Source organism: Streptomyces sp. NPDC058457 (genome assembly GCF_042720695.1).
In the GTDB taxonomy this organism is placed as follows: domain Bacteria; phylum Actinomycetota; class Actinomycetes; order Streptomycetales; family Streptomycetaceae; genus Streptomyces.
Window position 1 is genome coordinate 197,750 of record NZ_JBHXLU010000004.1, and the last position, 20,013, is coordinate 217,762.

A 20,013-nucleotide genomic window follows, 5' to 3' on the forward strand; every position below is an offset into this window, starting at 1 on the left:
TTTCACACGCCGGTCGCTATGTCGCCAAGTCGGTGACCGGCGGCCCTCGTCACGGCCTCCTCACGACCTTCCTACGACCTCCCCCAGCACCCGCGCCGCCCGCTCCACGTCCGCGAAACCGACGTACAGCGGGGTGAAGCCGAAGCGGAGCACGTCCGGGTGCCTGAAGTCCCCGACCACCCCTCGCTCGATCAGCCGTCCCATCACGTCCCCGGCGTCGGAACAGCGCAGCGCGATCTGGCTGCCGCGCTCCTCGTGGGCCGCCGGGGTCACGCACTCCACGCGGCCCGCCGGCACATACGCCTCGACGCACTCCAGGAAGAAGTCCGTCAGGGCGAGCGACTTGGCGCGTACGGCCGTCACCGGCACCCCGTCCCACACCTCGAGCGCCGCCTCCAGGGCCAGCATGGAGAGGATGTCTGGGGTACCGACGCGACCGCGCACCGCGCCCGCGGCCGGTTCGTACCCCGGTCGCATCCCGAACGGTTCGGCGTGCGAGTTCCAGCCGGGCAGCGGGGAGTCGAAACGGTCCTGGAGGTCACGGCGGACGTACAGGTACGCCGGTGAACCCGGGCCGCCGTTCAGGTACTTGTAGGTGCAGCCGACCGCCAGGTCGACCCCGTGCTCGTCGAGGCCCACCGGCAGGGCGCCCGCACTGTGGCACAGGTCCCAGACGGAGACGGCCCCGGCCGCGCGGACCGCGGCGGTGAGGGACGGCAGGTCGTGGAGGCGTCCGGTGCGGTAGTCGACATGGTTCAGGAGGACGGCGGCGGTACGGTCGCCGAGCGCGGCAGGCACCTCGGCGGGGGTGAGCGGACGCAGCGTGCAGCCCGTCAGCCGGGCCGCCGACTCGGCTATGTAGCCGTCCGTGGGGAAGGTCGTCGCGTCGACGAGGATCTCGTCGCGGCCCTCCCCCGCGAGCCGTACCGCACCCACAAGTGCCTTGAAAACATTGACACTTGTCGAGTCGCCGACCACGATCTGCCCGGCCGCCGCGCCGACCAGCGGGGCGATCCGGTCACCGATCCGCTCCGGCGCCGTCCACCAGCCGCTCTCGTCCCAGGACCGGATCCGCAGCTCGCCCCACTGCCGCCGGACGACGTCCTCGACGCGGCCGGGTACGTGTGCGGGCAGGGCTCCGAGCGAGTTGCCGTCGAGATAGACGACCTCGTCGAGGACGAAGCGGTCCCGGAGCGCGGCGAGCTCGTCCGCCGCGTCCGACTTCTCTGCCCGCAGGGCCAGTTCAGACATGGGACCTCGCCGTCCACAGCTCCGGGAACACGTTCTTGCGGGCGCGCTTCTCCAGCCAGGCGACCCCGGCCGAGCCGCCGGTGCCGGGCTTGGCGCCCATGGCTCGGCGGGTGGCGACCAGGTGGTCGTTGCGCCAGCGCCAGACGAGCTCGGCGACGTCGGTCAGCGCCTCGCCGAGCCGGGCGAGTTCGGCGTCGGCGCCGGCGTCGCCTTCGGTGGAGTAGACGGCGGTCCAGGCGGCCTCGACGGCGTCGGAAGGTGTATAGGGCAGTGATATGTCACGTTCCACCAGCACCGCGTCCGGGATCGGATGCCCCCGCCGCCCGAGAAGCCGCACCACCTCGTCGTACAGGCTCGGCTCGTGCAGCGCCTTCTCCAGTTCCGCGTGCACCCGGGGCGCGCCACGGTGCGGGACGAGCATGGACGCGGACTTCTCGCCGAGCAGGAACTCCATCCGCCGGTACATCGCCGACTGGAAGCCGGAGCCCTCGCCGAGGGCCGAGCGGTAGGAGTTGAACTGGGCGGGGGTGAGCTGGCCGAGCGGCTTCCAGGAGGCGTTCAGCGCCTCCAGCTCGCGGGTGGAACGCTTCAGCGCGGCGATCGCGGTGGGGATGTCGTCGCCGCGCAGCGCCGCCGCGGCCGTCTCCCACTCGTGGACGATGACGGTGAACCACAGCTCCATCACCTGGGTGGTGACCAGGAAGACCATCTCTCCGGGATCGTCGGAGAGGGTGTGCTGGAGGTGGGTGAGCACGTCGGCCCGGACGTAGTCCTCGTACGGCGTCGTGCCGGCGAAGTCGAGATGCGGGGTCTCGGGCTCGTTCGTTTCGAGAGCCTCTTGGGACATCGCTGTCTCCTGTAGTACTCCGGGTAGCGGTCCGCCCCTGCCGATGCCGACACGGGGGCCCCGGTCCCCACCGGCATCTTCCGCAACGTAACCCGGATCCGGCAAGGGCCGCCTGCTGGAGGCCCCCGTCCGGCGGCCCCCCGTCCGGCGGCCCCGCTCAGCCGCGTACCGTCCGCCCGCGGACCGTCCGCCCCCGGTACAGGCGCCCGGACACCCCTTCGAACTCCAGGTCGAGGCCGACCCCGTCGCGTTCCGCGTGCAGGTGCAGATGGGGCTCGGTGCTGTTGCCGCTGTTGCCGACCTCGCCGAGGACCTGCCCCGCCCGGACCGTGTCCCCCTCGGCCACCGTCACCGAACCGGGACGCAGATGGGCGAGTTTCACGATCTCCCGGCCGGTGTCGAGGAACACGTGGTTGCCGTAGGGCGGCTGGTAGCGGATCTCCCCCGGGCGCTGGTCCGCGACGCCGTCGGCCGCGGAGACCACCCTGCCGTCGCAGGGGGAGCGGACCTGCCGCCCGTAGGCCGCGTACCCGGTCAGCCCGCGGCCGGGCCGGGTACGGCTGCCGTACCGGCCGAGCGCGACCAGATCGAGGGCGACGCGCTGCTCCGGCAGCCGGGCGTGGTGGTTCACCGCCGGGCCGCCGCCCTGTACGACGTACCAGGCGCCCTCCAGCGGGAACCGCAGCGGCCGGGACAGCGGGGCCCGCCGGCGGTGCAGCCGGGCGGCGGCGACCAGCCAGCCGGCCGCCGCGAGGAGGACGAACCCGACGGCGAGACCGAAGCGGCCGTCTCCGGCGGGCAGCCCCGGCAGCCGCCACGCCGAGGCGAGGGCGGCGACGGCACCCGCCTCGACCGCGCGCCGGAGCGGACGGGGTTGCAGCGCCGGTGCGCCGCAGCCCTCGACGACCACGTAGAACGCGGCGAGGGTCGCCAGATCGGCGGTCCAGGCGGTGCGGTCGGCGGCCGTCCAGAGGATCAGGACGTTCCAGGCGACGACCAGGACGAGGCAGACCGTCCAGGCGAGGTGTGCGGGCAGCCGGCGCCTGGGCGGTGTGTAGGGGGCGCCCTCGATGCGCAGTCCGGTGAGTTCGCCGTCGGGGGCCACCCGTGCCCAGGCCCGCACCCGGCCCGTGCTGCCGGAGACGATCAGCCCGTCCGGACCGTCCGTCACGGCGCCGAACCCGCCGATCCGGGCGGCCGTGGCGTGCACGATCCGCTCCAGCGTCGCCATCCCGACCGCTTCCGTCACCCGCGGGGCGAGCCGCGGCCACTGCTCCGGGTCCGCGGTCAGGAACCGGGCCAGGACGTGGGCCTCCGGCGGCTGCCCGCCGGGCATCGGATCACGCACGTGTGCTCCCCCCTGCCGTCGCGTACGGGTCGGCGATCTGGAAGACGGCGGGGCGCGGGGTGCGGTTGCCGACGGTGGCAGACTTGCGCCATGACGACGCACAAGAACCTGCTCGGTGGTCCGGAGCCGACGTATCTGCCGGCGAACGAAGAGGCGTACCGCCTGCTGGACGAGGAGTCGCTGGCTCCCGTCGAGGTCGCGGCGAAGTTCCCGACCTTCTCCCTGGCCTGGGCGCTGCTCGCCGACGAGGCGTTCGGGCGCGGCGCGGTCGTCGAGTCGTACGCGTACGCGCGCACCGGCTACCACCGTGGGCTGGACGCCCTGCGCCGCGCCGGGTGGAAGGGGCACGGGCCGGTGCCGTGGGAGCACGGGGCCAACCAGGGCTTCCTGCGCTGTCTCGCTGCGCTCGGCCGGGCCGCCGGGGAGATCGGTGAGAAGGACGAGTACGAGCGGTGCTGGCAGTTCCTGCGGGACAGCAGCGTGGAGGCGTACGAGGAGCTGAAGGGGTAGGGGCCGGGGGCGGGAGGGTTCGCTTACCGGCGCCGGCAGGGTGCCTCCCCCAGCCTTCGGCCGGGGGGACCCCCAGCGCCCACCCGTGCCGCCCTGCGGCACGCCTGCCCGCAGCTGGGAAGCTGACGCGACTGCAGCGCCCCGTAAGGGGCGCGGGTCATGCCGAACACCTCAGGCAGGCGCGGACTTCGCGGCCGCTGCGGGTCTGGTGGACCTCGGTCGACTGGGCGAGGTACTGGACGATGCCGGTGCCGCGGCCGTGTTCGTCGGGAGCCGTGTCGCGGCGACGGCGCTCCACCGTCATGCCGGAGTCGGTGACCACGATGTGCAGAGTGCCGTGGTCGAGGACGAGCGACAGGGTCATGCGCTCACGGCCGTACTGGGCGGCGTTGGCGGCGAGTTCGTCGACGATGAGAACGGCGGAGTCCCGCTCGCTCGCGGGCACGCTCCAGGTCTCCAGCAGATCGGCCGCGAAGTGACGGGCGGCGGAGACGTGCGCCTCCTGCGCGGGCAGGGTGAGCAGCGCCTGGTGGCGGCAGGGCTGGCCGGGCGGTGGACTCGGGCGGGGCGAATCGGTCACGAACATGGTCTTCTGGCTCTTCCGTGGAGGTGCGGAGACCGGAATGGGGGGAGACCGCCGACGCGACGTCGGGGCGGTCGGTGTACCGGTCCTGCATGGGCGCGCTCATTCAGTTCCACGGACGGCACCCATCCAGCGGTTCGAGACATTCGCACCTTTTGTCGGAATTCGTGCGACGAGTCACGTCAGGGACGGCAGCTCGGCCCCCACGCCCGACGGCCGGCGCACTCGTGCGTCAAGTCGGCTGCGGAACAGGCGGGTTGGCGGGAGCCGTCGGCGCCTCACGAGTGGATGGTGACCAGCTTCCGGCCGTCACCCGCGAGGATCTCGAAGTGCTCGATGTCCCCCGGGGACATGGCGACCGCCCCTTGGACCATGGTGCCGGGAGGGTATTCGCCCGCCCGCCAGGTGGCGCCGTCCGACCTGGCGCCGCCGGGCCCGACGGCCTGCAGCCGACAGGTGATTCCGGCGGGCGCCCCCTTGGCGTGGACCTGCAGGACACTGCCCCAGGCGGAGGGGTAGACCTTCACCGAGGCGGAGACGCCGGTGCCGGGATCGCTTCCGGAGAACGTGCGCGAGGCGGTCGGCACGGTCGCCCCGGGCGGCGTCGCCTGGCTGGTCACGGAACCGACAGCCGCCAGCCAGGTGCCGCCGACCGCCGCCGCGACGAACGTAAGGGAGGCGGCGGCGCCGGCCAGTTGCAGACGCCGGCTCCTGCGCCGCCGGGCCGCGGCCCGCTGCAGCAGGCTCTCCAGCACACCCGCCTGTGGTGTCGACACCACAGGCGGTGCGGGCGAGGAGACCGGCGCGCTCTCGGCCGCCTGCGCCACCAGCCGGTCGGCCAGGTCTCCGTCGGCCGTCGGCATCGTCCGGCCCTCGGCTTCGGCCGCGGTCACCGTCGCCAGCAGCGCGGGCAGCCCCGCCAGCCGCATGTGCTCGGCCCGGCACTCGTCACATTCCGCGAGGTGGACGCGCACCTGTTCCGTTTCCGCCGCGGGCAGTGTGCCCAGGACGTATCCACCCATCGCCAGCCGGAGGGCGTCGTGCTCCGCACTCACGGTCGCCACCTCCCGCACATCACGGTCACGGCTCGATCCCCCGTTCCTGGAGCGCCAGCCGCAGGGCGTGCAGGGCGTAGTACGTCCGCGACTTCACGGTGCCCAGCGGAATGCCCAGCACCTGTGCGGCCTCCGCCATGGTCCGCCCCCGGTAGTAGGTCTCCAGCAGCACCGCGCGGTGATCCGGGGACAGCGCCCGCAGGGCGTCGGCAACCGCCCAGCTCTGCAGTGCCTGCTCGATCTCGTCCTCGCCCGGCGTCTGCTCGGCGGCCCGCTCCAGCGCCTCGCCGCCGGCTTCGGCCGGCCTGGCCTGCCGGGCCCGGTGGGCGTCGATGACCAGATGCCGGGCGACCGTGCACAGCCATGCCCGGGCGGGGCCGCGTGCGGGCTCGAACGCGGCGGGGTGCTGCCACGCCCGCAGCAGCGTCTCCTGCACCACGTCCTCCGCCCATTGCCGGTCTCCTGATGTCAGTCGCAGCACGTAGTGGAACAGGGGCCCTGCGTGCTCCGCGTACAGGGTGCGCAGCAGTTCCTCATCCGCGGTCGAAAGCGTTCCTCTACCGGAGACACGGCTCGCGGAGCGATCCGGATCAACCCTTGGATCACGTTTTCGGAAACTCCGGGGCATAAGTCGATCATCGCGCATATGCACTTCTTTGTCCCGTAGCGCACGGCACGGTACGGGTAACACTCCGTGCCGTCGTGAAGAAATCCTACAAACATGGATATATGCCGAACCGTATGACCCTCGCGGTCCGTGGAGCCGGACAGGAACCGACTTACGCGCAGTTCCTCATCGCCCTCCACGCCGCAAAGGACGGTTCAGACGTGACCGAGACACACCACCCGAACTTCCACACACCGGGCCGACGATCACGCAGTGCGGCCGGGCTGGCCCTCGCCGCCCTCGCCACCGCCGGCACGCTGGGGCTCCTCAGCTCGTGCGGCCCGTCGCCGCACTCCGCGTCCGTCGGAGCCTCCCGTCCCGGAGCATCGCCGATGTCCGGCATGAGCATGCCCACCAGGCACCCGAGCACTGACACAAGCACGGGCACGGGCACAGGCACGGGCACGGGCACGCCGGTGACCGGGAACGCCGTCGCGATCAAGAACTTCGCGTTCTCGCCGGCCACGCTGAAGGTGCCGGTGGGTACGACGGTGACCTGGACCAACCAGGACAGCGACGCCCACACCGTCACCAGCGCCGGACCGGGCGGTCCGTTGCACTCCGCCGCCCTGGCCACCCACGCCACCTACAGCCACACGTTCACCAAGCCCGGCACCTACGCCTACCTCTGCACCGTCCATCCGTTCATGACCGCGACCGTCGAGGTGACCCGATGACCGACTACGACGGCTACTACGACACTCACGACGGGGCGCCGGCCGAAGCGGCCGGTCGGCCCGACGGGGAACACGGCATGACGCGTCGCCAACTCATGCGGCACGCCGGGTGGTTCGGCGGCGCGGTGGTGCTGACCGTGGCCGGTGGAGAGGTGATCAGCCACATCGCCGACCCCCGGGGCAGCACCGCCGAGGCCGCCACCGGTACCGCCGCGGCGGGCAGCGGCGCGCTGCGGTTCGTACAGGTCTCCGACAGCCACATCGGGTTCCAGGGCCCGGCGAACATGGACGTGGCCGGCTCCTTCACCGAAGCGGTCGACCAGGTCAACTCGCTCGGATTCAGGCCCGACTTCGTCATGCACAGCGGCGACCTGACCCACCTGTCCACGGCCGGGCAGTTCGACCAGGTCAAGCACATGATGTCCGGACTGAAGACGGACCGTGTCTTCACCGTGCCGGGCGAGCACGACTCCATCGGCGATGCCGGCCGCGCCTACCGGCGGACCTTCGGCACGGGCACGCTCGGCGACGGCTGGTACAGCTTCGACACCCACGGCGTGCACTTCATCGCCCTGGTCAACACCCTGAGCCTGGAGAAGCTCGGCCACCTCGGCGACGACCAGATCGGCTTCGTCCGCAAGGACCTCGCGGGCCTGTCCTCGGACACCCCCGTGGTGGTCTTCAGCCACATCCCGCTGTTCGCCATGTACCCGAAGTGGGGCTGGAGCACCGACGACGCCCTCAAGGTCATCGCCCTGCTCCGCCGCTTCTCCTCCGTCACCTGTCTCAACGGGCACGTCCACCAGCTGTTCACCAAGACCGAGGGCAACATCACCTTCCACTCCGCCACCACCACCGCCTACCCCCTGCCCAGACCGGGCCGGGCCCCCGCCCCCACCCCGCAGGTGGTCCCCGCCCGGCAGCTCAAGGACGCACTCGGCATCCGCAGCGTCGGCTACCGCCAGGGCGACCGCGAACTGGCCGTCAAGGATCAGAGGCTGGCATGAACAGCCGAGGACTCCCCGCCGAAGAGGTACCGCCGGCGCGCCTGGAACCACGCCCGGGAAGCGCCTGGCCGAGCCCGCACCTCCGCGACCTGAGGGACGCCGTACGCGTCCTGCTCGGCCTGGACGACGACACCGCCGTCGTGATCCGTCGGCTCAACCGCCCACCACTGGAAACCGTCGTCGAGGTACGCCCCATGGACGGCGGCAAGCCCCACCGCTGGACCCTCCCCCGCTGCCGGCGATAGCGCCCCGAAGGGGCGCGGGGCTGTGCCGATATGCGGCTCCGCCGCGTGGACGCGACCGGCCACGACAAAGCCGCAGCCGAAACACGGCACAACCCGGCCCTTCCGGCCCCTCCAGCGGAGCGCTCAGCGGCCCTCCGCCTCGATCGGCGGCGACGTCACGTTCCCGTGGGTACGGCACTCCGGGCGTACGCAGCCCGGTGCCGGCCTGCGGACCAGGGCGAAGGCCAGTGCCGCGCCGACCACCAGGACACCGGCGCAGATGGGCATGGCCCGGTCGAACGCCGCGTCGAACGCCGTGGGCGACCGGTACGCCTCCGGCCCCATCCCCGCGAGCAGCGGCAGCCCCGCCACCGCGATCAGGCTGGCGGCGCGGGCCGCCGCGTTGTTGATGCCGCTGGCGATGCCCGCCCGGGTCGTGTCCACGGAGGCGAGGACGGACGCGGTGAGCGGGGCCACCAGAATGACCATGCCGACGCCCTGGACCAGGACCGCCGGAAGGACGTCGGTCAGGTAGTTCGCGTGTTCCCCGACGCGCAGCATCAGGAGCATCGCGGTGGCACAGAGCAGGGGGCCCACCGTGAGGGGGATACGGGGGCCGATGCGGTCGGCCAGGGCGCCCGAGCGGGCGGAGAACAACAGCATCAGGGCCGTCGTCGGGAGCAGGGCCGTGCCCGCGGCCAGCGCCGAGTAGCCCGCGACCACCTGGAGTTGGAGCGCGGTGAGGAAGAAGTAGCCGCCGAAGGCGCCGTACACGCACAGGGTGACGATGTTGAGTGCCGTGAACTGGCGGGAGCCGAAGATGTCCAGCGGGAGCATCGGGTCCTGGCGGCGTTTCTCGACGTACACGAAGGCCACGCCGGCCGCGACGCCCGCCACCGCGAGCAGGGACGCGGTCCCGGCCTCGATCAGGGCGTAGGTGACCAGGCCGAGGGCCAGGGCGCCCAGCACCGCGCCGAGGACGTCGAAGCGGCCGTGGGTGCGGCCGTCGGCGGACTCGGGGACGTGGCGCAGGGCGACGGGGACGCAGAGCAGGGCCAGCGGGACGTTGAGCAGGAAGACCCAGCGCCAGCCCGGGCCGTCCACCAGCCAGCCGCCGAGGAAGGGCCCCACCGCCGCGCCGATGCCGCCGAAACCGGACCAGAGGCCGACCGCGCGGGCCCGGTCGTCGGGGTGGAAGGAGGCCTGGATGAGGGCGAGCGAGCCGGGGGTGAGAAGGGCGCCGCCGATGCCCTGGAGGGCGCGGGCGGCGATCAGGATCGCGTCGGTCGGGGCCAGGCCGCACATCAGGGACGCGGCCGCGAACCAGACGACTCCGATCACGAAGATCTTCCGGCGGCCGTACTGGTCGCCGAGCGAGCCGCCCAGCAGGATCAGGCCGGCCAGCGTCAGCATGTAGGCGTTGATCGTCCACTGCAGCGCGGACAGGCTCGCGTCCAGGTCCTGCCCGATGCGGGGCAGGGCGACGTTGACGACCGTCGAGTCCAGCATCGCCATGCTGGAGCCGAGGACGGTGGTGAGCAGGATCCACTTGCCCTGCGAGGAGGCCAGCCGGACGTCGGGCATGGTCCAGGTATACAGCGGACCCGGCGCTGTAGAACAGCTGTGGCACAGACGCCGGGTCCGACGGGGAGCACCCGTTACTTGATCTTGTTGCCCGCCGAGCGCAGGTTCTGCGTGGCCTCGACGACACGCGCGGCCATGCCGGCCTCGGCCAGCTTGCCCCAGGTGCGCGGGTCGTAGGTCTTCTTGGAGCCGACCTCGCCGTCGACCTTCAGGACGCCGTCGTAGTTCTTGAACATGTGGTCGGCGACCGGACGGGTGAAGGCGTACTGGGTGTCCGTGTCCAGGTTCATCTTCACGACGCCGTTCTCCAGCGCGGTGCGGATCTCCTGCTCGGTGGAGCCGGAGCCGCCGTGGAAGACGAAGTCGAACGGCGACTGCTTGCCGAACTTGGCGGCCACGCCGTCGCTCAGCTCCTTCAGCAGGTCGGGGCGGAGCACGACGTTGCCCGGCTTGTACACGCCGTGCACGTTGCCGAAGGAGGCGGCGAGCAGGTAGCGGCCCTTCTCGCCGAGCCCGAGCGCCTCCGCCGTACGAATGGCGTCGTCGACCGTGGTGTAGAGCGAGTCGTTGATCTCGTGGGAGACGCCGTCCTCCTCGCCGCCGGTCGGGGTGATCTCGACCTCGAGGATGATGTTGGCGCGGCGGGCCTGCTCCAGGAGCTCCTGCGCGATGGCGAGGTTGTCGGCGAGGGTCTCGGCGGAGCCGTCCCACATGTGCGACTGGAAGAGCGGGTTACGGCCGTTCTTCACCCGCTCCTCGGAGATCGCGAGCAGCGGACGCACGTACCCGTCGAGCTTGTCCTTCGGGCAGTGGTCGGTGTGCAGCGCGATGTTCACCGGGTACTTCTCGGCGACGATGTGCGCGAACTCGGCGAGCGCCACCGAACCGGTGACCATGTCCTTCTTGTACTGGCCGCCCAGGAACTCGGCACCACCCGTGGAGATCTGGACGATGCCGTCGCTCTCCGCCTCCGCGAAGCCGCGCAGCGCCGCGTGCAGGGTCTGGGTCGAGGTGACGTTGATGGCCGGGTAGGCGAACTTGCCTGCCTTCGCCCGGTCGAGCATCTCGTTGTAGACCTCGGGAGTTGCGATGGGCATTGTCCGCTCCTTGAGTGTGCGGGTCGGCGTACTGCTGTTTTCTTTCGGCCCTGACCTAGACCTTGGGGGGCGACGTCATCGTCGTCCCCATCTTTCCAGACATGAACCGATGCTCCGGGCGCCGGTCAAATCCGGGTCAATCCCACTCGTCAACCCGCTGTTCAGTCCAGACCCAGTTCGTCCTTCGAGAAGGCGAAGAGGTACGGCACCCCGGCGCCCGCGCGGATCTTCTCGTCCGCGCCGGTGGCCCGGTCCACGATGGTGGCGACGGCGACGACCTCGGCGCCTGCCTCGCGCACGGCCTCCACGGCGGTGAGCGGGGAGCCGCCGGTGGTGGAGGTGTCCTCGACGACCAGGACCCGGCGGCCCTTGATCTCCGGACCCTCCACCCGGCGCTGCATGCCGTGCGCCTTCGCCGCCTTGCGCACGACGAAGGCGTCGAGGTGCCGGCCGCGCGCGGCGGCCGCGTGCAGCATGGCGCCGGCGACCGGGTCGGCGCCCATGGTCAGCCCGCCGACGGCGTCGAACTCCAGGTCCGCCGTCAGGTCCAGCAGCACCTGCCCGACCAGCGGGGCGGCCGTGCCGTCGAGGGTGACGCGGCGGAGGTCGATGTAGTAGTCGGCCTCCAGCCCCGACGACAGGGTCACCCTGCCGTGCACCACGGCCTTGTCCTTGATCTGTTGCAGCAGCTCAGCGCGTACGTCCGTCATGCCGACCAGCTTAGAGGCGCGTCCACGTCCAGGTGGTCGCGGCTTCCAGCGGCTCCAGTGGTGTGACCAGCCGGGGCAGCGTGTTCAGCCCGTTGGGCGGTCCGGTCTGCGGCTCCACGCAGACGGCCTCCGCCTGCTCGTCGTAGACGACGACCCACTTCTCGCGGCTGGCGACCTTCAGCTCCAGCTGTCCGGGCCAGGTGAGGGTGACGTCGACTCCGTCGGGCATGCCGAAGCAGTCGTCCCAGGGGCCGGGCTTCGGGTCGATGCGGTTGCCGGTGGGCAGGTGGTCCGCGCCCCGCTCCTCCTGCCAGGCGGGGGCGAAGGCGACCTGGGCGTCCTGGCCGCCGAGGTTCCGGTTGAACCAGGGGTGCCAGCCGATCTGCGCCGGGAAGGAGTCGTCGTACGTCTCCACGGACATCGTCAGCGTCAGCGAGTCCTCGGCGAGCTGCACGACGTGGGTGACGCGGGCGGGGTGCGGCCAGGGGGCGCCGAGGTCGCAGGTGATCACGGCCTCGTCCGCCGAGACCCGCGCGGTGCGCCAGGCGCCGTCGCGGGCGGTGCCGTGGATGGCGTGCGGCGGGGAGTTGAGGGGCATCTGGACGGTGGTGGTGCCGTCGCGGAAACGGCCGTCCCGGATCCGGCCGCACCACGGCACCATCGGGAAGCAGCCGAAGCGGTCGCCCTGGCGGAGGAGTTCGAGGGAGCCGACTTCGAGACCGGCGATCCGGCCGCCGTTGCCGGGGTGCAAGTGGAGGGTGGCGTCGCCTGCGGTCAGCGTGATGTCTTCGTTACTCACGGGATGAGAGTAGTGGGGGGGAGGGCGCCGGGGTTCGGGTGCGGGTGGGTGGGAGGCCGAGGAGGGCCGGGCGCGGGCCGGTGGGGGCTGGTCGCGCAGTTCCCCGCGCCCCTTACGGGGCACTGTCCCGCCGGGTCTCACATAGCCGCGGGCGCTCGTGTCAGCTCATCCAGCCGCGGGCAGGCGTGCCGCAGGGCGGCACGGGTGGGCGCTGGGGGTCCCCCCGGCCGAAGGCTGGGGGAGGCACCCTGCCAGCGCCGGTGAGCGTCCCCACCCCCCGGCCCCGGTCAACCCCCACCGCTCAGCGCCGCCGACGCAGCGCCCTGGTCACCACGATCGCCGACGCCAAGGCCAGCGCCGCCGCGGGCGCAGCCCACCGCAGGGCCGACGCCCCCGCCACCGTCTGCGGGGCCGGGACCGGCGCGTACCGCCCCCTCGGGGGCGCGTGGTCGACCTCCTCCGCACTGCGGCCGATCATCGTCCGACGCGCGTGCGCCGCCTCGGCGAAGATCTCGGGAAGCGGCTCCACCACCGGTTCCTCTACCGGTTCCGTCACCGGCTCCGGCTCGGCCGCCAGGGACGGCGGCGGGACCTCCGTCTCGAAGACCGAGGCCGGTGCGTCGGGAGCCGTCGGCTCCACCACCTCGCCGAGCCCCTCCGCGAAGCGGCTCAGCAGCCTCGTCGCCGCCGACTCCACCGCCGCCGCGGGCAGCTCGGCGACCCGCCCGTCGGCGGAGGCCGTGCCGGTCACCGTGACCGTGCAGCCCCCGTCGGTGTCCGCGAGGCGCACCGTGAGCGCCAGCTTCACCGTGCCGGTGCCACGGGCCTCGGTGGCGTCACCGTCGAGCGCGTACGAACCGTCGTCGTGGGCGCTGACGCGCAGGGAGCCCCGGTAGGTGATCGAGTGGCTGCCGATCCGGACCTTGAGGCGGCCGGTGCCGGGCGCGGCGCCCGCGTCCTGCTGGAGGCCGGGGACGGCCCGGGCGACCCGCGCGGGGTCGGCCAGCGCCGCCCTGAGCCGCGAGGCCGGGGCCGGGACGTACACCTGGTGCTCCATGGCGAATGAGCCTACCCACGAGTCGGTGCGGCACACCCTCCCCGACGCACGGCACGCTGCGGGCCCGGTTGACGGCCGGGTCCGCTCAGTCGGGTCCGCTCAGTACCGGGGATGCACCAGCGTCGACGGCGGCGGCCCGGCCGCCGGTGTCTTCAGCGCGTCCCGCTCCAGTGCCCCCTCCGTGAGCGTCCGCAGCCGCGGGCCGCCGGCCGCGAGGCGCAGGGGCGGCCCGCGGGAACCGGCCGTCGCCAGGACGAAGCCCCAGTCGTGCGGGGCTCTGGACTCGCCCGCGGAGCGGTCGGGGCCCGGGGTGAAGCCGGCGTCGTGGCCGAGGACCCGGTAGGGGGCGGTGGCCAGGCCCGCCGCCCGTATGGTCGCGGCGACCGTCCAGAAGGCGCGGGGGCGGGCCTGGACCGGGCCGGCGTGGACGACCAGGCGGCCGCCGGGGGCGAGGGCGCGGCGGGCGAGGCCGTAGAACTCCTGGGAGTACAGCTTGGTGCTGGCGGTGATGCCGGGGTCGGGCAGGTCGGCGATGACGACGTCGTAACCGGAGTAGCCGGAGCGGGGTGCCTCGCGCAGCCAGTGGAAGGCGTCGGCGGTGAAGACGTGGACGTGCGGGTCGTCGTAGGCGTGGCCGTTGAGCGCGGCGAGGGCGGGGTCGTGGCGGGCGAGGCGGACCAGGCCCGCGTCGAGTTCGACGATGTCGACGCGGTCGACGCCGGAGTGGCGCAGCACCTCGCGCGCGGCCATGCCGTCGCCGCCGCCGAGGATCAGCACGCGCGCGTGCGGGCCGCTCATCGCGGGGTGGACGAGGGCCTCGTGGTACCGGCGTTCGTCGCGGCCGCCGACCCGCAGCCGGCCGTCCAGGAAGAGGTCGAGGGGGCGGCCGTGGGTGCCGCCGGTGAGGACGATCTCCTGGACGTCGGTCTGGAGGGCGACCCGGACGTCGGCGCCGTAGACGGCGTGCCGTGCGGCCCGTTCGAAGTCGCCGACGAGGACGGCGGCCGAGGCGAGGAGGCCGAGGACGGCGACATTGGCGGCGAGCAGGGTCCAGCGGGCCCGGCGGGACAGGTCGCGGCGGAACAGGCCGAGGACCAGGGCGCCCCCGGCGACGACGTTGACCGTGCCGGTGAGCAGGGTCCCCGTCAACTGGCCGAGGAAGGGCAGCAGCAGGAACGGGAAGGCGAGGCCGCCGACCAGGGCGCCGACGTAGTCCGCCGCGAACAGGTCGGCCACCGCGCCGCCCGCGTCCTGGCGGCGGATGCGCTGGATGAGCTCCATCAGGAGCGGCACCTCGGCGCCGATGAGCAGGCCGATGGCGAGGGAGAAGGCGACCAGGAGGCAGCGCGGGCCGGTGGCCCACAGGCCGCCCCAGCCGCCGGTCCAGGCGAAGACGGCGTACAAGGCCATGGCGCTGCAGCCGCCGATCAGCGCCAGCGCGGCCTCCACCGCGGCGAACCCGGCCGCGGCGTGCCAGCGCAGCCGCTTGGCGGCCAGTGAGCCGACGCCCATCGCGAAGACCATCACGGACAGCACGACCGAGGCCTGGGTGACCGAGTCGCCGATCAGGTACGAGGCGAGGGCGACCAGTTCGAGTTCGTACACCAGTCCGCAGGCCGCGCAGACGAACACGCACGCCAGGACCAGGAAGCGGCCCGTCCCCGGCCGCACGGGCAGCGGCGCGGGGGCGCCCCAGGGCGGCGGTGTGCCGGGCGGGGCGGGTGCGTGCGGATCGATCACTCTGCGACGTTACGTCACTCGCGCAGTACGCTTCGTCACCCACACGTGTGGAACTCCGGGCCCTTTGACGCACTATTGGTTTATGTCATCCGGCCACGGATTGGGGCACCGGAACCCGTACGCCGACCCGGGTCCGGGTCGCCACCAGCTGGCCGTCCTGCGGGTACGCGTGCCAGGTCCGCCAGTGCACCTGGCCCTCGTACCGCTGGGCGAGCATCGCCGTGAAGGCGTGCGGGCTGCCCGGGAAGACCCCGGCGAGGCCGTGCGGATGCTCGGAGACGAGGGCCAGCAGTTCCTGGGCGCGGCCCGCGAAGGAGCCCGGTGACAGCACCTCGACGCGGGCCGCGAACTCGTACTCCCAGTCGCCGATGCGCTTGGCGACCCCGAGCGGCAGGGGGGTGCTGGACCCCGCGATGCACGCCACCGTCTCCGAACAGCCGCCGCACTCCTCCTCCAGGAGCACCTGGTGGGACGCGCCGAGCAGTCTCAACTGCAGCTTCGCCCCCGTCAGTTCCAGGTCGAGGGTGGCCAGGGCGGGCAGCGGCTCGCGTCCCAGGGCCCAGGCGAGGTCGGCCGCGCGCGTATCGGTGTAGGAGGTGTTCAGGGTCGTGAGCATGGATCGGCTCCGCTAACACGCAAAAGGGGAGAGGTGTGGTCCGGCGCGCCTCGGTCGACACCGGGAGATCGGCCCGGCCGGCCCAGCCGGGGGAAGGTGTCGTCAGGACGTCCGAGGCGCCGCTTTGGCGATTTAGAGGGAATCATGAACTGTGGCGCTGCCACAGCGTTTTTACCCAACTTCGTGGGGTTTCCATCCCTCAGAGGGCTCCACAGCTCAACTGTTCAACCATGTGGTGCGCACCGCTGCTTCCGGCGCACGCCGGGGCGCCCGGCGAGAGCTCCCCCGCTCTCCGTCCGGACGCCCCGGTGTTCCGCCGCCCGCGGGCGGCTCAGTTGCCGCCGCCGCAGCCGCCCCCGCCGCACGACGAGCCGCCCCCGCAGGACGAACCGCCGCAGGAGGAGTGGCCACCGCCGCAGGAGTGACCGCCGCCGTGATGACCGCCGTGCGAGGACGACGACCCCGAGTCCCCGGCCCACCAGCTGCCGGAGCTGTCGTAGGACGAGGAGGACGCGGAGGACCCTCCCCTGCGGTACGGCCCCTTGCCCCGTCCGCCCCTGCGGACCGCCGACGCGATAATCCCGAGGCAGATGACCGCGGCCACCACCACGATGAAGACGGTGCCCATGGCGTCACCTTCTTTCCGTTCCCCCGAGGGCGACCCCCCGTGGGCGCCCCGGCCGCCGCGCGAGCGCGGCGTGGACTGGGGATGCCCGCCCGTCTCACCGGTCAAAGCGGAGTTGAGGAACTCCAGAGCTTGGGCGCAGGATGACCGGCATGACGTCCAACGAACGCCCCCTCCTCAACCGCCGGCTCGCCGAGTTCGGGACCACGATCTTCGCCGAGATGTCCGCCCTCGCCCTCCGCACGGGCTCCATCAACCTGGGGCAGGGCTTCCCGGACACCGACGGTCCCGAGGAGGTCAGGGAGGCCGCCGTGCGCGCGCTGCGCGAGGGGCGCGGCAACCAGTACCCGCCGGGCCCGGGCGTCCCCGAGCTGCGCACCGCGATCGCCGCGCACCAGCAGCGCCGGTACGGGCTGTCGTACGACCCGGACTCCGAGGTCCTGGTCACGGCGGGTGCCACGGAGGCCATCGCGGCCGCCCTGCTCGGCCTCCTCGAACCCGGTGACGAGGTCGTCGCCCTGGAGCCGTACTACGACTCCTACGCGGCCAGCATCGCGATGGCCGGCGGCACCCGGGTCCCGGTCACCCTCCGCCCCGACGCCGGCGCCTTCCGCCTGGACCTCGACGAGCTGCGCGCGGCGGTCACCCCGCGCACCCGGCTCCTCCTGATCAACACCCCGCACAACCCGACCGGCACGGTCCTCACCCGCGCCGAGCTGACCGCAGTCGCCGAACTGGCGGTGGAGCGGGACCTGCTGGTCGTGACCGACGAGGTGTACGAGCACCTGGTGTACGACGAGGCGGAACACGTGCCGCTGGCGACCCTCCCCGGCATGCGCGAGCGCACGGTCACCATCGGCTCGGCCGGCAAGACCTTCTCCTTCACCGGCTGGAAGGTCGGCTGGGTGACGTCGACACCGGAGCTGGTCACGGCGGTGCGCTCGGCGAAGCAGTTCCTGACGTACGTCTCCTCGGGCCCCTTCCAGTACGCGGTCGCGGAGGCCCTGGCCCTCCCCGACGCCTACTTCGAGGCGTTCCGCCAGGACATGCAGACCAAGCGGGACATCCTCGCGGCGGGCCTGACGGAGGCGGGCTTCGAGGTCTACGACACCGCCGGCACGTACTTCATCACCACCGACATCCGCCCCCTCGGAGAGACCGACGGCTTCGCCTTCTGCCGTGCGCTGCCGGAGCGCGCGGGGGTCGTCGCCATCCCGAACGCGGTGTTCTACGACCACCGGGAGGCGGGCGCCCCGTTCGTGCGGTTCGCGTTCTGCAAGCGCGCGGAGGTGCTCAAGGAGGCGGCGGAGCGGCTGCGGCAGCTGTCGTAGGCGCTCAGCTGCGCACCGTCGCCTGCCCCTGGTCGGGCACCGCGTAGCCGGGCACGGACGGCCACCGGACGGTCAGCACCACGGACTCCTCCTCCGCGAACCACGAGTGGTCGACTCCGCGCCCCCACACGACGTAGTCGCCCTGCTCCGCCAGCACCACACTGCGGCCGGGCAGTTCGACGCGGAAGCGGCCGCTGACCAGAACCAGGAGAGCCGTGCGTTCCTCGCCCTCCACCCACTGCGAGCGCTCGTCGCCACGGGGGTGGACACCCCACTTGATCTCCACGGCCTCGCTGTGGCGGGGATCGCCGGCGTCCTTGAAGTGCCCGAGGAGCCATCCCCGGTCCAGTGCCGCATCCCTGCCCGCGTTGCCCACGTACACGCCGTCGCTCACGGGGCTGGACGCTAGCAGCACCCGGCTACCCCATCGGGCGTACATCTCTCGCACATCACCTTGTTTCCCCTGCACTGTGCGAATGTGAGCCACGCCAGCACCACCGCCACCGCCCTCGCCCCGCCCGTCGCACAGCAGCCCGTCGCAGGGCAGCCCGGCACCCGGCTGTCCCTCGTCACCGCGGGCGGGGTCGCCGTGGGGCTGTTCGCGGCGGCCCGGCTCACCGGCATGGCCGTGCTCGCGCTGGCCGCCTGGGCGGGCGGCCGGCATCCGCTGACCCTGCTCGGCAGGTCGTGGGACGCGGCGTGGTACCTGGGGATCGCGGCGCACGGCTACGGCCGCACCCTGTACTTCGGCCCCGGCGTCATCCACAGCGACCTGGCGTTCTTCCCGCTCTACCCGGCCCTGGTCCGGACGCTGACGACCGTCACCCCGCTCAGCGGGGCCGGTGCGGGTCTGCTGGTGTCCTGGACGGCCGCCGCCGTCGCCGCGGCCGGTGTCTACGCGGTGGGCGCCCGCCTGCACGGCCGCGCGGTGGCCACCGCCCTGGTGCTGCTCTGGGGCCTGCTCCCGCACTCCGTGGTCCTGTCCATGGCGTACACGGAACCCGTCCTGACCGCCTTCGCCGCCTGGTCGCTGTACGCGGTGCTGGCCGGGAACTGGGTGTGGGCGGGCACCCTGGCCGCCCTGGCGGGGCTGTCCCGCCCGAACGGTTTCGCGGTCGCGGTGGCCGTCCTGCTGGCCGCCGCCTGCGAGCTGCGCCGCACCCGCGGCCGGGTTACCCACAGGCTGTGGACGGGCGCGGCGCTCGCCCCGCTCGGCTGGACGGCATACGTCCTGTGGGTGGGGCGGCGCAGCGGGAACCGGCTGGGCGGCTACTTCGACGTACAACGGCTGTGGGGCTCGCGCTTCGACTTCGGCCGGGGCTCGCTGGCCTTCGTCCGTACGCTGCTGCTGCGCGGCGACCGCTTCGTCTTCCCGATGTCCCTGGTGATCGTGGCGGCCGCGGTGGTCCTGTTCGCCCTCCTGGCCCTCGACCGCGCCCCGCTGCCGCTGCTCGCCTACACCGCCGTACTTCTGCTGATCGCGCTGGGCGGCTCGGGCTTCTTCGAGTCGAAGCCGCGCTTCCTGCTGCCGGCCTTCCCGCTGCTGCTCCCGCTGGCCCGGGCGCTGGTCCGCACGGCGAGAGCCCGGCCCTGGCACGCGACGGTGGTGGTCACGGCCCTGGCCGGGCTCTCGTTCGGCTACGGCGCGTACCTGGTCGTGTACGCGCGCACTCCGCTGTAGGAAGACTGCGGGAAGCGGCAGGGGGACGGACTACTCGTCGTCCTCGGGCTTCTCGGCCTCGTTGACGGCCTCCTCCAGGCCGAGCTGCTCGACCAGCCACTTGTCGAACTCGAGCGCGGCCCGCACCCAGCTGACCGTGGACGAGACGAAGTGGTTGATGTCGACGCCCGTGCCGATCAGCATCTGGGCCTCACCGATGAGACGGACGGTGCCGTCGTCATGGGTGTGGGTGTAGACCTTGGGCCACAGGGTCCGCCGGTTCCAGTCGTCGATCGACTCGAGCAGCTGCGGCTTCTCGTCGATCTTGTGGGGGCGGTCGTAGAACGTCCGCACCGAGAAGACGGCCTGCTCGTCCTCGCCGCGGAACATGAAGTAGGTACGGAACTGCTCCCACGGCGCCGCGAGGTCACCCTCGTCGTCGACGACGTACTTGAGCTCCATCTGGTCGAGGAGCTGCTTCACAAGATCCTGATCCGGGACGACGGGGCCCGCCGGTCCTTGGGGCTGCGGCTCGGGCTGGCCCCCGAAGTTCGGAATCGAGGACGGGTCGATGGTCACCGTGATTTTCCCTTCGTCTGGACCCCGCCATCCTCCCTCATGCGGG

General features: G+C 72.5%; 22 protein-coding genes. 6 read left to right on the forward strand and 16 right to left on the reverse strand.

Going from position 1 to position 20,013, the window contains the following annotated elements:
- Positions 1-60: 60 nt before the first annotated feature.
- From kynU to ACFWPS_RS05830, 3 genes are all read right to left on the reverse strand, one after another.
- Entirely contained in the window at positions 61-1,251 is a 1,191-nt protein-coding gene (kynU, locus tag ACFWPS_RS05820) for a kynureninase (RefSeq protein WP_383701399.1), read from the reverse strand.
- Positions 1,244-2,098 (reverse strand): tryptophan 2,3-dioxygenase family protein, encoded by an 855-nt coding sequence (locus tag ACFWPS_RS05825; RefSeq protein WP_383701402.1) that lies wholly within the window; start codon positions 2,096-2,098, stop codon positions 1,244-1,246. Before ACFWPS_RS05825 ends, kynU begins: the two co-directional genes overlap by 8 nt.
- Positions 2,099-2,255: 157 nt before the next feature.
- Complete coding sequence (locus ACFWPS_RS05830) at positions 2,256-3,446, reverse strand: M23 family metallopeptidase (RefSeq protein ID WP_383701405.1); 1,191 nt, start codon at positions 3,444-3,446, stop codon at positions 2,256-2,258.
- A 90-nt stretch (positions 3,447-3,536) separates the two neighbouring features.
- Here ACFWPS_RS05830 and ACFWPS_RS05835 point away from each other — a divergent pair, with 90 nt between their 5' ends.
- Entirely contained in the window at positions 3,537-3,956 is a 420-nt protein-coding gene (locus tag ACFWPS_RS05835) for a DUF3151 domain-containing protein (RefSeq protein WP_383701408.1), read from the forward strand.
- A gap of 157 nt (positions 3,957-4,113) precedes the next feature.
- Here the strand turns inward: ACFWPS_RS05835 and ACFWPS_RS05840 are convergent, their stop codons facing one another.
- The 3 genes from ACFWPS_RS05840 to ACFWPS_RS05850 all read right to left on the reverse strand — a co-directional run bounded on the left by ACFWPS_RS05840 (position 4,114) and on the right by ACFWPS_RS05850 (position 6,222).
- A complete protein-coding gene (locus ACFWPS_RS05840; RefSeq protein ID WP_383701411.1) occupies positions 4,114-4,536 on the reverse strand; it encodes an ATP-binding protein in 423 nt (140 codons plus the stop codon).
- Positions 4,537-4,817: 281 nt separating this feature from the next.
- Entirely contained in the window at positions 4,818-5,594 is a 777-nt protein-coding gene (locus ACFWPS_RS05845; protein ID WP_383701414.1) for an anti-sigma factor family protein, read from the reverse strand.
- Positions 5,595-5,619: 25 nt separating this feature from the next.
- A complete protein-coding gene (locus ACFWPS_RS05850) occupies positions 5,620-6,222 on the reverse strand; it encodes a sigma-70 family RNA polymerase sigma factor (RefSeq protein ID WP_351956524.1) in 603 nt (200 codons plus the stop codon).
- Between the two features lie 200 nt (positions 6,223-6,422).
- Between ACFWPS_RS05850 and ACFWPS_RS05855 the strand changes: the two genes are divergently transcribed.
- From ACFWPS_RS05855 to ACFWPS_RS05865, 3 genes are read left to right on the forward strand one after another with little or no spacing between them, the layout of a single operon-like run.
- A complete protein-coding gene (locus ACFWPS_RS05855; RefSeq protein WP_383701417.1) occupies positions 6,423-6,938 on the forward strand; it encodes a cupredoxin family copper-binding protein in 516 nt (171 codons plus the stop codon).
- Positions 6,935-7,945 (forward strand): metallophosphoesterase family protein, encoded by a 1,011-nt coding sequence (locus tag ACFWPS_RS05860; protein ID WP_383701420.1) that lies wholly within the window; start codon positions 6,935-6,937, stop codon positions 7,943-7,945. Before ACFWPS_RS05855 ends, ACFWPS_RS05860 begins: the two co-directional genes overlap by 4 nt.
- Positions 7,942-8,190, forward strand: a complete 249-nt coding sequence (locus ACFWPS_RS05865) for a hypothetical protein (protein WP_383701423.1) — start codon at positions 7,942-7,944, stop codon at positions 8,188-8,190. Before ACFWPS_RS05860 ends, ACFWPS_RS05865 begins: the two co-directional genes overlap by 4 nt.
- 123 nt (positions 8,191-8,313) lie before the next feature.
- Here the strand turns inward: ACFWPS_RS05865 and ACFWPS_RS05870 are convergent, their stop codons facing one another.
- The 8 genes from ACFWPS_RS05870 to ACFWPS_RS05905 form a co-directional block, all read right to left on the reverse strand.
- On the reverse strand, positions 8,314-9,753 hold the full coding sequence (locus tag ACFWPS_RS05870) for an MFS transporter (protein WP_383701426.1): 1,440 nt from the start codon (positions 9,751-9,753) through the stop codon (positions 8,314-8,316).
- Between the two features lie 74 nt (positions 9,754-9,827).
- A complete protein-coding gene (fbaA, locus tag ACFWPS_RS05875; RefSeq protein WP_383701429.1) occupies positions 9,828-10,850 on the reverse strand; it encodes a class II fructose-bisphosphate aldolase in 1,023 nt (340 codons plus the stop codon).
- Between the two features lie 161 nt (positions 10,851-11,011).
- Positions 11,012-11,560 (reverse strand): orotate phosphoribosyltransferase, encoded by a 549-nt coding sequence (gene pyrE, locus ACFWPS_RS05880; protein WP_383701431.1) that lies wholly within the window; start codon positions 11,558-11,560, stop codon positions 11,012-11,014.
- Positions 11,561-11,570: 10 nt separating this feature from the next.
- The gene (locus ACFWPS_RS05885; protein WP_383701434.1) at positions 11,571-12,359 is read right to left on the reverse strand and encodes an aldose 1-epimerase; all 789 of its coding nucleotides are present in this window, start codon (positions 12,357-12,359) and stop codon (positions 11,571-11,573) included.
- Between the two features lie 301 nt (positions 12,360-12,660).
- Complete coding sequence (locus tag ACFWPS_RS05890) at positions 12,661-13,416, reverse strand: SRPBCC family protein (protein ID WP_383701437.1); 756 nt, start codon at positions 13,414-13,416, stop codon at positions 12,661-12,663.
- Between the two features lie 99 nt (positions 13,417-13,515).
- Complete coding sequence (locus tag ACFWPS_RS05895) at positions 13,516-15,156, reverse strand: polyamine aminopropyltransferase (protein ID WP_383701441.1); 1,641 nt, start codon at positions 15,154-15,156, stop codon at positions 13,516-13,518.
- A gap of 85 nt (positions 15,157-15,241) precedes the next feature.
- Positions 15,242-15,772, reverse strand: a complete 531-nt coding sequence (locus ACFWPS_RS05900; protein ID WP_383701445.1) for a DUF2617 family protein — start codon at positions 15,770-15,772, stop codon at positions 15,242-15,244.
- Between the two features lie 331 nt (positions 15,773-16,103).
- Positions 16,104-16,400, reverse strand: coding sequence for a hypothetical protein (locus ACFWPS_RS05905; RefSeq protein ID WP_383701448.1), 297 nt, complete (start codon positions 16,398-16,400; stop codon positions 16,104-16,106).
- 140 nt (positions 16,401-16,540) lie between these two features.
- Between ACFWPS_RS05905 and ACFWPS_RS05910 the strand changes: the two genes are divergently transcribed.
- The gene (locus ACFWPS_RS05910; RefSeq protein WP_383701451.1) at positions 16,541-17,728 is read left to right on the forward strand and encodes a pyridoxal phosphate-dependent aminotransferase; all 1,188 of its coding nucleotides are present in this window, start codon (positions 16,541-16,543) and stop codon (positions 17,726-17,728) included.
- A 4-nt stretch (positions 17,729-17,732) separates the two neighbouring features.
- Here the strand turns inward: ACFWPS_RS05910 and ACFWPS_RS05915 are convergent, their stop codons facing one another.
- On the reverse strand, positions 17,733-18,122 hold the full coding sequence (locus ACFWPS_RS05915) for a signal peptidase I (RefSeq protein WP_383701454.1): 390 nt from the start codon (positions 18,120-18,122) through the stop codon (positions 17,733-17,735).
- A 228-nt stretch (positions 18,123-18,350) separates the two neighbouring features.
- On the opposite strand from ACFWPS_RS05915, the gene ACFWPS_RS05920 reads away from it, so the two are divergent.
- Positions 18,351-19,409, forward strand: coding sequence for a hypothetical protein (locus ACFWPS_RS05920; RefSeq protein ID WP_383701497.1), 1,059 nt, complete (start codon positions 18,351-18,353; stop codon positions 19,407-19,409).
- Between the two features lie 30 nt (positions 19,410-19,439).
- On the opposite strand, the gene ACFWPS_RS05925 is transcribed toward ACFWPS_RS05920, so the two are convergent.
- The gene (locus ACFWPS_RS05925) at positions 19,440-19,967 is read right to left on the reverse strand and encodes a YbjN domain-containing protein (RefSeq protein ID WP_361286556.1); all 528 of its coding nucleotides are present in this window, start codon (positions 19,965-19,967) and stop codon (positions 19,440-19,442) included.
- Positions 19,968-20,013: the final 46 nt, after the last annotated feature.

What these genes read in the sequence shown, in the direction of transcription:
- kynU (WP_383701399.1), bottom strand. Translation starts at nt 1,251, where the DNA reads ATGTCTGAACTGGCCCTGCGGGCAGAGAAGTCGGACGCGGCGGACGAG.
- ACFWPS_RS05825 (WP_383701402.1), bottom strand. Translation starts at nt 2,098, where the DNA reads ATGTCCCAAGAGGCTCTCGAAACGAACGAGCCCGAGACCCCGCATCTC.
- ACFWPS_RS05835 (WP_383701408.1), top strand. Translation starts at nt 3,537, where the DNA reads ATGACGACGCACAAGAACCTGCTCGGTGGTCCGGAGCCGACGTATCTG.
- ACFWPS_RS05850 (WP_351956524.1), bottom strand. Translation starts at nt 6,222, where the DNA reads ATGCCCCGGAGTTTCCGAAAACGTGATCCAAGGGTTGATCCGGATCGC.
- ACFWPS_RS05860 (WP_383701420.1), top strand. Translation starts at nt 6,935, where the DNA reads ATGACCGACTACGACGGCTACTACGACACTCACGACGGGGCGCCGGCC.
- ACFWPS_RS05865 (WP_383701423.1), top strand. Translation starts at nt 7,942, where the DNA reads ATGAACAGCCGAGGACTCCCCGCCGAAGAGGTACCGCCGGCGCGCCTG.
- ACFWPS_RS05870 (WP_383701426.1), bottom strand. Translation starts at nt 9,753, where the DNA reads ATGCCCGACGTCCGGCTGGCCTCCTCGCAGGGCAAGTGGATCCTGCTC.
- fbaA (WP_383701429.1), bottom strand. Translation starts at nt 10,850, where the DNA reads ATGCCCATCGCAACTCCCGAGGTCTACAACGAGATGCTCGACCGGGCG.
- pyrE (WP_383701431.1), bottom strand. Translation starts at nt 11,560, where the DNA reads ATGACGGACGTACGCGCTGAGCTGCTGCAACAGATCAAGGACAAGGCC.
- ACFWPS_RS05890 (WP_383701437.1), bottom strand. Translation starts at nt 13,416, where the DNA reads ATGGAGCACCAGGTGTACGTCCCGGCCCCGGCCTCGCGGCTCAGGGCG.
- ACFWPS_RS05900 (WP_383701445.1), bottom strand. Translation starts at nt 15,772, where the DNA reads ATGCTCACGACCCTGAACACCTCCTACACCGATACGCGCGCGGCCGAC.
- ACFWPS_RS05905 (WP_383701448.1), bottom strand. Translation starts at nt 16,400, where the DNA reads ATGGGCACCGTCTTCATCGTGGTGGTGGCCGCGGTCATCTGCCTCGGG.
- ACFWPS_RS05910 (WP_383701451.1), top strand. Translation starts at nt 16,541, where the DNA reads ATGACCGGCATGACGTCCAACGAACGCCCCCTCCTCAACCGCCGGCTC.
- ACFWPS_RS05920 (WP_383701497.1), top strand. Translation starts at nt 18,351, where the DNA reads ATGGCCGTGCTCGCGCTGGCCGCCTGGGCGGGCGGCCGGCATCCGCTG.